At 51.1% G+C, this 11,459-nt stretch carries 13 protein-coding genes; 7 read left to right on the top strand and 6 right to left on the bottom strand.

Annotated features, from left to right (window positions below):
• The 3 genes from SGI98_05935 to SGI98_05945 all read left to right on the top strand — a co-directional run.
• A partial coding sequence (locus SGI98_05935) for a type II/IV secretion system protein (protein ID MDZ4742942.1) occupies positions 1 to 237 on the top strand: 237 nt, incomplete at its 5' end.
• Positions 238 to 239: 2 nt separating this feature from the next.
• Positions 240 to 1,301, top strand: a complete 1,062-nt coding sequence (locus SGI98_05940; protein ID MDZ4742943.1) for a type IV pilus twitching motility protein PilT — start codon at positions 240 to 242, stop codon at positions 1,299 to 1,301.
• Positions 1,302 to 1,310: 9 nt separating this feature from the next.
• The gene (locus SGI98_05945) at positions 1,311 to 3,008 is read left to right on the top strand and encodes an ATPase, T2SS/T4P/T4SS family (GenBank protein ID MDZ4742944.1); all 1,698 of its coding nucleotides are present in this window, start codon (positions 1,311 to 1,313) and stop codon (positions 3,006 to 3,008) included.
• Positions 3,009 to 3,081: 73 nt separating this feature from the next.
• Here the strand turns inward: SGI98_05945 and SGI98_05950 are convergent, their stop codons facing one another.
• The 4 genes from SGI98_05950 to SGI98_05965 form a co-directional block, all read right to left on the bottom strand.
• A complete protein-coding gene (locus tag SGI98_05950) occupies positions 3,082 to 3,420 on the bottom strand; it encodes a P-II family nitrogen regulator (protein MDZ4742945.1) in 339 nt (112 codons plus the stop codon).
• A 208-nt stretch (positions 3,421 to 3,628) separates the two neighbouring features.
• Positions 3,629 to 4,507, bottom strand: coding sequence for a YicC/YloC family endoribonuclease (locus SGI98_05955; protein ID MDZ4742946.1), 879 nt, complete (start codon positions 4,505 to 4,507; stop codon positions 3,629 to 3,631).
• 116 nt (positions 4,508 to 4,623) lie between these two features.
• Complete coding sequence (locus tag SGI98_05960; GenBank protein ID MDZ4742947.1) at positions 4,624 to 5,700, bottom strand: AI-2E family transporter; 1,077 nt, start codon at positions 5,698 to 5,700, stop codon at positions 4,624 to 4,626.
• Entirely contained in the window at positions 5,697 to 6,278 is a 582-nt protein-coding gene (locus SGI98_05965; protein MDZ4742948.1) for a hypothetical protein, read from the bottom strand. Before SGI98_05965 ends, SGI98_05960 begins: the two co-directional genes overlap by 4 nt.
• A 155-nt stretch (positions 6,279 to 6,433) precedes the next feature.
• On the opposite strand from SGI98_05965, the gene SGI98_05970 reads away from it, so the two are divergent.
• Together SGI98_05970 and SGI98_05975 are read left to right on the top strand one after the other, a co-directional pair.
• Positions 6,434 to 6,679, top strand: coding sequence for a hypothetical protein (locus tag SGI98_05970; protein MDZ4742949.1), 246 nt, complete (start codon positions 6,434 to 6,436; stop codon positions 6,677 to 6,679).
• Positions 6,663 to 7,379: a hypothetical protein gene (locus tag SGI98_05975; GenBank protein MDZ4742950.1), complete on the top strand. Its 717-nt coding sequence runs from the start codon at positions 6,663 to 6,665 to the stop codon at positions 7,377 to 7,379. The genes SGI98_05970 and SGI98_05975 overlap by 17 nt, the downstream gene beginning before the upstream one ends.
• Positions 7,380 to 7,557: 178 nt before the next feature.
• Here the strand turns inward: SGI98_05975 and purD are convergent, their stop codons facing one another.
• Both purD and SGI98_05985 read right to left on the bottom strand, forming a co-directional pair.
• A complete protein-coding gene (gene purD, locus SGI98_05980; GenBank protein ID MDZ4742951.1) occupies positions 7,558 to 8,832 on the bottom strand; it encodes a phosphoribosylamine--glycine ligase in 1,275 nt (424 codons plus the stop codon).
• A 50-nt stretch (positions 8,833 to 8,882) separates the two neighbouring features.
• Entirely contained in the window at positions 8,883 to 9,815 is a 933-nt protein-coding gene (locus SGI98_05985; protein ID MDZ4742952.1) for a metalloregulator ArsR/SmtB family transcription factor, read from the bottom strand.
• 73 nt (positions 9,816 to 9,888) lie between these two features.
• On the opposite strand from SGI98_05985, the gene metK reads away from it, so the two are divergent.
• Both metK and SGI98_05995 read left to right on the top strand, forming a co-directional pair.
• Positions 9,889 to 11,070, top strand: coding sequence for a methionine adenosyltransferase (metK, locus tag SGI98_05990; protein MDZ4742953.1), 1,182 nt, complete (start codon positions 9,889 to 9,891; stop codon positions 11,068 to 11,070).
• Between the two features lie 31 nt (positions 11,071 to 11,101).
• The coding region (locus SGI98_05995; protein ID MDZ4742954.1) for an adenosylhomocysteinase at positions 11,102 to 11,459 on the top strand (358 nt) is incomplete at its 3' end.

An 11,459-nucleotide genomic window follows, 5' to 3' on the forward strand; every position in this document is an offset into this window, starting at 1 on the left:
GGCTGCGATAATTGTAACGGCACTGGTTACCGCGGACGCGCCGGTATTTTTGAAATATTTGTCATTAATGATGATATCCGCCGGATGATTTACGAGCGTTCCACCGTCAGCTCCATCCGCCAAAGGGCCCGCGAACTGGGCATGCGCACATTACGCGAGGACGGCATGAGAAAAGTGCTCGCGGGTATGACCACCCCGGAAGAGGTCTTAAGCATTACCGTGGGGGATAAAGAATAACCATGGCTGTCCCGATTGAACAACTTTTGGACTTCATCATCGAGCAAGGCGGCTCGGACCTGCACCTGAGCGTGAATTTCCCCCCGGCCTGCCGGTTAAACGGGGAGATCACTCCTTTGGACCTGCCCCCGCTGACACCCGAGGACACCGAAGAGATCATGCGCTCGATTACCTCCGACGACCGCCAGCAAAAACTCCGCGAGATGGGCAGCGTCGATTTCGGATTTGCTTACGGGGAGGCGTCGCGATTCCGCGTGAATGTCTTCCGCCAAAAAGGTAATCTGAGTCTCGTACTCCGCCAGATTCCGACAAAATTCCTCGACATGGATATGATCGGCCTGCCCCCTCAGATCAAAAACCTCCTTTTTACCCCGCGCGGACTTATCCTCGTCACTGGCCCGACGGGTTCAGGAAAGTCAACGACTCTGGCAAGCATGATTAATTATATTAATGAAAATGTGCGCGGCCATATCCTGACTATTGAAGACCCGATCGAGTACTTTCATCCCCATAAACAATCGATCGTTAACCAGCGGGAAATCGGCGTGGATTGCCCGAGCTTTTCCGAAGGCCTCCGCCGGGCGCTCCGCGAAGATCCCGACGTGATCCTCGTAGGGGAAATGCGCGACTTAGAGACGATGGAGGCTGCCATTAATGCCGCCGAGACTGGCCACCTCGTTTTTGCCACACTCCACACCACGGGAGCTTCCCGCACTGTGGACAGGATCGTCGGGGCATTCCCGACCGACCAGCAAGATCAAATCCGCATCCAGCTCTCGGGAAATCTTAAAGCCGTTATTTCCCAAGTCCTCCTGCGCCGCCAAGACGGCAAAGGCCGCATCGCCGGACTAGAAATCATGGTGCAAACCGATGCGATCGCGAATAAAATCCGGGATAATAAAACATTCGCGCTCTATTCAGATTTGCAAACCGGGAGCAAGCTCGGCATGTGGACACTGGATTCACACTTAGTTCATTTACTCCGCCAAGGCATTATCGATATGAATACGGTCATGACCATGAGCCAAAGACCCGAGGACTTGAAGCAACTCCTCAAGGAATAGGATACACCCATGTTCGAAGCTCATAACGATACAATCATTTCGATCCTGCAAACCAACCATTTGCTTAATGCCGATCAACTCTCGGAAATGAATGACGAGATCCCCCGCTCGGGTAAGTCCGCCACACAAATCGCCTTAGATTACGGGATCGTTGATGAGCCCACCCTCTTAGAATTAATCGCCGTTTATCTCGGTTATGAATATCTCCCGATGGAAACCATGGAGGTGCCCCCTTCAGTCATCGAGATGCTCGACGCGCATACCGTCCGGATGAATTCCTCAATTCCCGTCTCATGGGACGGAATGACACTGACGGTGGCCTTGGCCGACCCTTTTGCCCTCCAAGTCCTCGACGACTTGCGTTTCACGACAGGCAAGGATATCTCGATGGTTGTCGCTTCCCCTTCCAAGGTGGAGGATGCCATCCGAAAATATTACGGTGAAGACAGCAGCATGCTCGATGTCCTCGGTGCACAAATCCTCGAGGAGGAAGCCGAAAGGATCGGGGCCTATGGACTACGCGATGCAAAGGATATTGAAGCCGAGGCTAATACCACGCCTGTCGTCAAATATGTAAATCTGGTCCTCTACCGCGCCATCCAAGCCCACGCCAGTGACATCCACTTTGAACCCTTTCAAGATATCTTCCGTATTCGTTACCGTGTCGATGGTGGCCTGCTCGAAATGGCACCACCCCCACGGCAAATGGCCCTCCCTGTCATCTCCCGTATCAAAGTCATGGCGGCCATGAATATTGCCGAACGCCGCCTGCCCCAGGACGGCCGTATCCAGCTCAATGTCGCCAACCGCCCGGTCGACCTCCGTGTCTCCACACTACCCACCCAATATGGCGAAAGCGTCGTGCTCCGTGTCCTAGATAAATCCACGGTCAAAATGGAACTCGACGGTCTGGGCATGCCCGAAGGCATTTTTGGATACATAAATGAAGTCATCCGCAAACCCAATGGCATTTTTGTCGTCACCGGCCCGACTGGCTCAGGGAAAACAACAACCCTCTACGCCTGCTTAAATAAGATCAACGACATCGAAATCAAAATCCTCACCGCAGAGGATCCGGTGGAGTACGAGGTGGAGGGTATCCAACAAGTACCGGTCAATGATAATATCGGATTAACCTTTGCGAAAATCCTCCGCGCTTTCTTGCGTCAAGATCCTGATGTCATCCTCATCGGTGAAACACGCGATCTAGAAACAGCCCAAATCGCTATTCAAGCCTCCCTCACGGGTCACTTGGTCTTGAGCACCCTCCATACAAATGATGCGCCCGGTGCCGTCACCCGTTTGATCGATATGGGCGTGGAGCCCTTCCTGATTTCTTCTTCACTCGAAGGGGTGCTTGCACAACGTTTGGTCAGGACCATTTGCAAAAGCTGCAAAACCTCTTATGAACCCAATGACACGGCCTTGGACTCGATCGGCCTGAGCGCACATGAGATGGGGGATAAAATGTTTTTCACTGGGGCCGGATGCCCCGATTGTAATATGACAGGATACCGCGGACGGAAAGGTATTTATGAACTCCTCGATGTTACCGAACCCATCCGCGACATGATCAACCAACGCGCCCCGTCGGTGGTCATCCGCCAAAAAGCCATTGAACTGGGTATGAGCACATTGCGTGATGATGGTTTGCGCTCGATCTTCGACGGCGCGACGACCATTGAAGAAGTTATCAAATATACGTAGTTCTCCAAAAAAAAACGGCCTCCCGCAAAAAAATGCTGAGGCCGTCTGAAAAGATAAAATGTAAGCCGAGGGATTAGACCGCTTTCTCGCCTTTTTCACCGGTGCGGATCCTGATGACTTCCTCGACAGGTATGACAAAGACTTTGCCATCACCGATCTTGCCAGTATGGGCGGATTTAATAATCGTTTCTACCGTTTTATCGACGATGTCGTCGGTAATCACGATTTCGACTTTAATCTTCGGCAGGAAATCCACGGTATATTCACTCCCGCGATAGATTTCTGTATGTCCTTTTTGGCGGCCAAAACCTTTGACTTCCGTGACCGTCATACCCTCGACCCCGATATCAGACAGTGCGGATTTAACTTCATCGAGTTTGAACGGTTTGATGATCGCTTCTATTTTTTTCATAATTTTTTATGGGTTCAAGTTTTCCTCATCCCTTAATAGAAGGAACGATTCGTTCTGCCTTTTAAAATGATCCAAACTTCCACCCAATAATGGTGAAACCCTGCCCATCCATAATCGCGCGAGTATAATCAGACTTGTCCCAAGGGCAAATCTATATCTCCATTTTCTTTTTGTCCGGACACATCCCCTTTGGATGGTTAGGACCGGGTTATTCGATATTCTGGATTTGCTCGCGGACTTTCTCGAGTTCCGCCTTCATTTCGACGACCCTTTGGGAAATCTCCACATTATTGGCCTTTGAACCAATGGTATTGACCTCACGATTTAACTCCTGGATCAGGAAGTCGAGTGTGCGTCCGACGGGATCTTTACTATTCAGTGCTTCCTGCATCTGGGCGAAATGGCTTTTTAACCGGGTCAACTCCTCGGTAATATCTGAGCGGTCGGCAAAAAAGACGATTTCTTTAATCAACCTTTCATCATCAAGATCAATTTGCACGCCCGCAGCCTTAATCCGTTCATGCAGAGACTTCCTATGTTTTTGGACCACCAAAGGGGACAAGGCTGCAATTTGCGCGTGCAATTTGCGTAAGTTTTTGAGCCTTTCCATGAGTTCTTTCTTCAAAAATGCCCCTTCCTTCAAACGCATCTTTAGCAAGGCACCAAGAGCATTTTGCAAGGACTTCTGTACGGTCGGCCAAGCGGAATCCGCATTGAGAGTGGGCGTGGGGGCATTTAAAATCCCGGGGATCCGTAGCAGGGTCTCGATCCTGACCTCACCGGACAAACCCAAATCTTTTTGTAATTTGCGCAGGCCCTTGAGTGCATGGCGGGCCACATCTTCATTCAGGAGCGAGACATTTTGCTCGTTCCCATCACCGGACTGCATGGTTATCGACACACTGAGTTTACCTCGGACGACCTTGTGGGAAATCTCCTCGCGGATGCGCGGCTCCAGATTTTCGATCTCCCTGGGGAAACGCACGAATATATCCCGCGCCTTTTGGTTTACCGAGCTGATTTCACAGACAATCGCCAGATTTTTGGAACGTGATTCACCGCGGCCGTAGCCAGTCATTGATTTCATCATTTTGTGTCGTGGACATTACGCCCTTCCGCGACTCTTGTCATGGCTTAAGTCACAAAAAATCATTGCCCGTAAAGATTGGTTTATTTTGCGCGCCAGATTTGGCCTCCCCTTCCTCAAGGCTTCTTCGACTCACCGGCACAGGAGGGGTCGTACACACCTAAAAGCTCTTCATAGACTTCTATGAGGATGATTTTATAAATCAGGTAAACGGGTATCACCATGATGACTCCCATGATCCCGAAGGCTGTCCCCCCCATAATAATCAGGACAACTGTCAGGAGTGGGTCGATACTGACCCGGTCGGATAACATAAAAGGAATCAGATAAAAATTATCGATAGCCTGAGCAATCACGACGGTGATCACCACTCCACCTACTGCGATGTAATCCTGCAAAAGCAGGGATACCACAAGGGGGGCGATGATTCCTAATACCGGCCCGATAAAATCAATCACATTCAACGCCCCGGCCAACACCCCGAAAATCAACCATCCCTTCACCCCGGCCACATAAAAGCCTAGACAACAAATCCCACCCACCAAGATACTCTCCACCACACGCGCCGCGAGGTAATCGCGTAACATGCTATTAATATTGCCCGTCGCACGGCTATAACGGTAGGCGATTTTTGCCGGGAGGTGACTGATAATGCCACGGCGCATATCCTCGCGCTTACGGAAATAATAATAAAACATCAAAGGAATCAGAAGAGACCCATATATCATCACATAGGTCGTGGCAATAAACCCGTCACTCATTTGACGTTCAAACACTTGTACCATATTGACAAAATTATCCTTTGTCAGGATCTCCTCACGGAACCAGACAGGCAAAATGCCATGGACACTTTTTTCATAGAAGACCGCGGCATCCTGTCCCTTGTGCGCAAATTGCTCTAAGGCCCGGCTCACTTGGTTGAGTGAATCCCCCATCAAATAAATAATCGCCACCACCCAGAGTAAACTCAAGCTGACGGCATTCACCACCTTCGTCAGGGGCGACATCTTATTCGAGATCATCCGTGACCGGTAATCATTCACGAGTTTTTCCGCCATGACCAAAAGACATACACCCGTCAGGAACGTCAAAAAAAGGTATTCAAAATACAGGCACAAAGCCAAGGCGGCCGTGAGAAGAATAATCATCACGACCATCCTGGACCAGATTTCAGGTTTCAGGCTCAGCTTCATACCGGGGGACAAAGCTCCCGTTTAGGTGATAAAAATGCCAGACGGTATAGGGCGCAAAGAACCATACATGCCATCATCCCGATAATTGTTTCCACGAGGATCTGCCCCCAAAGGGAGGGATTCTTCAGTTCCGCCATGGTCATGATCCCCGCCAGATAAAATGACGCTAAATTCAGGATATGTCCCACGAGAAGCGAACTAAACGCGATCAGGTCGGAATATTTGCGTGATAATACCCCGGCCAAAAAACCCATGATCGCATGGGGGATAGCCGCCAGGATATCTATCCCGTCGATTTGAGTGCCCATGGCGAAAAACTCCGGCAATAATCCATTCACCACCGCGGCAAAAAATCCCACGACAAAACCCATCCATCTCCCGAAAAGCACTCCGGCGAGAACCGGAATGACCATATTCACCGCAATCGTCCCACCGGTGACAAAGGGATTTGGTTGAATCGAACGCGCGTTCCCAATCAGCAGGTACAGGGAAATAAAGACCAAAGCTGTGATGCCAAATTTCCGCCCGCAGGATTTAATCTGTTTTTCGAATTGGTCGAGGTGCTTGCTGATTTCCATAGAGGTAAAGTTTGTGACGGATATAAAACAATGCCTGATTGCCCCCAGAAATCCAACCATAACGAAGATAATATTCCTGCTCGGGTACAGTCCGCCCAGAGTCCTGGAATTTATAGTCGAGAAACTACAATGATGCGCGTATATCTGGTGCTCTAATGAATTTCCCATTACCCAGCCGCCAAATCCATTTAGACTTCCACACTTCCGAATACATCAAAGGAATCAGCCATAAATTCAACCGCGCCGGGTTCCAAAAAGCCTTAAAAACCGGGCACGTGAATTCTGTCACCCTTTTTGCGAAGTGCCACCATAGCCTTTGTTATTACCCGACTGACATCGGTATCCGGCATCCCCATTTAAAATTCGACCTGCTGGGCGAGCAAATTGCTCGTCCTGGGTGAGAGTCTCCTGGAAAAGGTTTTCGGCAAAGTCATTCTCGATGCCGGCGTCAAATACATCGGCCCCGCTAAATTCGACTGCGACTACCTGAAAGTCGGAAAGGAACTCTCTCGGAATATGGTCACGTCCCCTCTCCTGAATTATACCCCCCCCCCGCGTTACACAGCGACCAAGGCCACCGTACTGGCGGAAATTTATGAACCATTCTTCTCGTGCACTTACGGCAAATTCTGTTCACACCAAAATACCGCTAACCAGGAAAAACCTGCCCGGCACAGCGGCGCATTCCGCCACGGTAATATCATTTTCCTGCCACATGCCCTCGGCGCCATTTACCAGCCTCATGGCGCACGACTACACCGGGATTTATTCCTCAATGCATTAGGGCTCCTCTACAAAAAGCCTGTCGTGGAAATCCGTCTCCCTAGCGAAGGCCGGATCAACCTCTGGCACCAACCCCAAAACCGCCGTTACGTCCTCCACCTGCTCTACGCCAGCCCGATCCAACGCGGACGCTGCTCGATCATCGAAGATATCGTCACGCTGCATGACATCAAGGTCAGCTTACGTGTTCCCCAGAAAATCAAACGTGTCAAAGTCCCCCTAGAAAAAGCCGCACTACCAGTCAAAAACTCCCGCGGCCAAGCAACCGTGACCGTCCCCAGTCTCACCATGCACCAAGTCGTTGTTTTCGAGTATTAACACCGAGCAGAAAGATCCTCTAGCAGGCAGGGCCGCTCCCCCTCACGGATTAAGCGGAAAAAACTTTGCGTTCCTTCCCAAACTTTAGGTGAAACCCCCGCTTTTGAAACTTCTTCCTTCGTGATCTTCGTGGTGAAATCTCCCCCCCTTTGGCGGACTGGTGCCGTGAAACTTCGTTTTAGACTAAACCTTTTGCTGCGATATCCCGGCGGCAGAAGGCACCGGAAAAATGAATTTGATCAACGGCAGCATAAGCTCTTTGGCGTGCGGCCGGGAGGGAATCCTCCAAGGCAGTGACCCCGAGCACACGCCCACCGGAATTTATCACTGCACCGTCTTTAAGGGATGTCCCAGCATGGAATACCACGACACCGGGCATTTCGGAGGCGTGATCCAGTCCGGTAATAGGATTATCCTTTTGGTAATTACCGGGATACCCGCCCGAAGCGACGACCACACAAATAGCAGTTTGTGTATTCCACCGGATTTCCTGACCGGCGAGTGTCCCATCGACACAGGCATGGCAAACCTCCACGAGATCACTCTCCATCCGCCGCATGTAGCTCTGTGTCTCCGGATCACCAAACCGGGCATTAAACTCTAGGACTTTCGGCCCGTCTGTGGTCAGGATCAATCCAGGAAAGAGGATCCCCCGGTAATCGATATTTTCTTTCCGGCAACCTTCCATAAAACGTTCAAATACCTCTTCAGCAATTTGCGCGATATCTGCGTCACTGGCGAAAGGAACAGGGCTAAAGGTTCCCATCCCCCCTGTATTTAAACCGGTATCGCCTTCCCCTACCCGTTTATGGTCCTGGGCGATCGGCATCATCGCAAAGGTCTTGCCGTCGACGAATGCATGGGCACTGATCTCCGGCCCGGTCAAGAACTCCTCGATGAGGATTTTTTCACCGGCCGCACCAAAAACTTTTTTCACTAACATATCATCAATAGCCGCCTCCGCCTCTGCCGCATTTTGCGCGATAATCACGCCTTTACCGAGGGCGAGTCCGTCGGCTTTGATCACTTGGGGAAAGGGCCAATCCCGGGAACATGCCAGTGCCTTTGTCACATCTGTAAACTGCTCACTGCGGGCGGTGGGGATATGATGCCTGAGACAGAATTCCTTCGTAAAAACCTTGCTCGCCTCAAATTGCGCGGCTTTCTGATTCGGACCAAATGTTTTGAATCCGTTAGCCGTAAACAGGTCCACGATCCCGAGGGCCAAGGGGTTATCCGGGCCGACAATCGTTAGATCAGGCTGGAATTCACGCGCAAGCTCCAGCAGGGCCGAAAGGTCTTCCAGTGAAACAGCCCGCGTCTGCGCAATTTGCGCAATCCCGGGATTTCCGGGGGCACAAAGGATCGAACCCACTAACGGACTGCGGGCGATTTTCCAGCACAGCGCGTGTTCGCGGCCACCACCACCGATGACAAAAATTTTCTGAGACATGATAAAAAGAAAATAACCATGAAGCACTAGACGGGGAAAGAGAAAAATCCTCAGGCGGGCCGGATAGCCGTGGCGAGAATGGTTTGGAAGTGGGGGGCCTGGTCTTCGCGGGAAACGATATCCACACGGATTTTTTCAAACCCAGCCTCTTCGATCCATTTACGAAGATCACCCTGTGAAAAGCCCAGCCAGTGATCCCCATACATTTGACGGGCCTGGTCGAAGTTATGTTCGTTCAAATCCAAAATCACGAGTTTACCGCTCGGGCGGAGCAATTTGCGCGCAGCGGCCAAGGCACGGCGGGGGTTGGCCGCGTGGTGGAGGGCTTGACTGAGTAAGACAATATCCACGGACTCCTCGTCCAAGGGCGGTTCTTCGATATCCCCTTGGCGGAATTCCAAATTCTTTAGCCCGTTCTTTTTGGCTTGTTCACGCCCGAACTGAACCATTTTTTCTGAATGATCCACGGCGATCACCTTTTTTGCCGACCGCGCCAATAACTGGGAAACAAGCCCCTCACCGGCCCCGAGATCGGCGATCACGAGATTCTCCGGCAAAAGCGGAAGGAGCATTTGGGCGAATGCCTGCCATGACCGGCCCGGCCCGTAGTTTTTACCGAATCGCCCGGCGACTTGGTTAAAATAAAGGCGCGCTGTTTCCTTCCTTTTATGCAGGACAAGGTTTAATCCGGCCTGATCTTTGGCGGATTCAGGTAATTCACTGGCGGCTTGCAGGGCGACCTGGGCAATTTGTTTAGACTCAGGGACCGGGGTTAATGCGTAATAGGTGCGTTTGCCTTCCCTTTTTGCTGAAAGCAGCTCAGCTTTAGTGAGCTGTGAAAGGTGTGTAGATATCCTGGACTGCCCCATGGAAAGGATTTCTTGGAGCTCAGAAACGGTGAGAGCCTCCTTCTCCATCAGGCGCAAAATGCGCAGGCGAGTCGGGTCTGTTAAAATTTTCCACACTTTCAGGGTTGACGACATGGCAAAGTTATATCAACATATCATGATACGTCAATATGAAGTTGGCGACATCAACAACAAACCATTGGGAGTTATGAGTTCAGAAAATTATATTTTTTCATCAGAGTCAGTCGGCGAAGGTCACCCCGACAAAGTGTGTGATACAATCTCCGATGCCATTTTGGATGCTTGCTTGGCTCAGGATAAAACCTCACGTGTAGCTTGCGAGACCCTCGTCAAGAGTAACCTCGTCGTCGTCGCCGGGGAAATCACCACCCGCGCCCAGTTCGACTACAATAAAGTCATCCGCGCCGCTATCCGCGAAATCGGTTATATTAATGATGATGACGTTTTCCACGCGGACAAGGTTCATATCATGAATGCCTTGACCCGCCAAAGCCCCGACATTTCCCAAGGGGTGGATGCCAAAAAAGCTTCCGGTAAAAAAACCGCTGAACAAGGTGCTGGCGACCAAGGCCTGATGTTCGGTTATGCTTGCGATGAAACTACCGAGCTCATGCCTGCCCCGGTTATGTTCGCCCACCGTTTAGGCAAAAAGCTGACCCAGATCCGCAAGAGCGGTAAAGTCAACTGGCTGCGTCCCGACGCAAAAAGTCAGGTCTCGGTCCAATACATCGACGGGAAACCCACCCGTATCACAGCTGTAGTCGTCTCCACTCAGCACACCGCTGACGTCAGCCACAAGACGATTGAAAAATTCATCATCGACGAGGTCGTCCGCAAGGTCCTCCCTGCCCGCCTGCTCGACAATAAAACAGAATTCCTGATCAACCCGACCGGACGTTTCGTCGTCGGCGGACCCGAAGGCGACAGTGGGTTAACCGGACGCAAAATCATCGTGGATACCTACGGTGGCATGGGCCGTCACGGTGGTGGGGCTTTCTCCGGAAAAGATCCTTCCAAAGTTGATCGTAGCGCCGCTTATATGGCCCGTTACGTCGCTAAAAATATCGTGGCTGCCGGACTGGCTACCCGCGCCGAAGTGCAATTTGCCTACGCGATCGGTTACCCAAACCCCGTTTCCGTGTATGTGAATACTTTCGGGACCGGTGTGATCTCCGATGTGAAAATCACGAAGGCTGTCGAAAAAGTCTTCAGCTTTAAACCCGCCGAAATCGTCAAGCAGCTTAACTTACTGCGCCCGATCTACTCAAAGACAACTAACTACGGTCACTTTGGTAAAACCAATGACCTCAATTCCATCACTTGGGAAAAGACCGACAAAGTCGCCGCCCTCAAGCAAGTGGCCAAATAACCCTCTCTACACTATTAAAATAAGGAACCCTATGAGCACATTAGTAGCCGCAACAAACGACTTCAAAGTCAAGGACATGAGCCTTGCTGAATGGGGTCGTAAAGAAATCGAAATCGCCGAGCATGAAATGCCCGGTCTGATGGCCGTCCGCGCCAAATACGGTAAGACCAAACCCTTGAACGGGGTCCGGATCACCGGCTCCCTCCACATGACGATCCAGACAGCTGTCTTGATCGAAACACTCACAGCCCTCGGGGCTTCCGTGCGTTGGGCAAGCTGTAATATCTTCTCGACACAGGATCACGCTGCTTCGGCCATTGCCGCTGCCGGTATCCCTGTTTTCGCCTGGAAAGGCGAGTCGTTGGAAGAGTACTGGTGGTGTACGTACA

This window comes from Verrucomicrobiota bacterium (genome assembly GCA_034440155.1).
Lineage (GTDB): Bacteria > Verrucomicrobiota > Verrucomicrobiia > JAWXBN01 > JAWXBN01 > JAWXBN01.

Coding starts and splice junctions, on each gene's coding strand:
- SGI98_05945 (MDZ4742944.1), top strand. CDS start 1,311: ATGTTCGAAGCTCATAACGATACAATCATTTCGATCCTGCAAACCAAC.
- SGI98_05950 (MDZ4742945.1), bottom strand. CDS start 3,420: ATGAAAAAAATAGAAGCGATCATCAAACCGTTCAAACTCGATGAAGTT.
- purD (MDZ4742951.1), bottom strand. CDS start 8,832: ATGTCTCAGAAAATTTTTGTCATCGGTGGTGGTGGCCGCGAACACGCG.
- SGI98_05940 (MDZ4742943.1), top strand. CDS start 240: ATGGCTGTCCCGATTGAACAACTTTTGGACTTCATCATCGAGCAAGGC.
- SGI98_05985 (MDZ4742952.1), bottom strand. CDS start 9,815: ATGTCGTCAACCCTGAAAGTGTGGAAAATTTTAACAGACCCGACTCGC.
- SGI98_05960 (MDZ4742947.1), bottom strand. CDS start 5,700: ATGAAGCTGAGCCTGAAACCTGAAATCTGGTCCAGGATGGTCGTGATG.
- SGI98_05955 (MDZ4742946.1), bottom strand. CDS start 4,507: ATGAAATCAATGACTGGCTACGGCCGCGGTGAATCACGTTCCAAAAAT.
- SGI98_05970 (MDZ4742949.1), top strand. CDS start 6,434: ATGAATTTCCCATTACCCAGCCGCCAAATCCATTTAGACTTCCACACT.
- metK (MDZ4742953.1), top strand. CDS start 9,889: ATGAGTTCAGAAAATTATATTTTTTCATCAGAGTCAGTCGGCGAAGGT.
- SGI98_05965 (MDZ4742948.1), bottom strand. CDS start 6,278: ATGGAAATCAGCAAGCACCTCGACCAATTCGAAAAACAGATTAAATCC.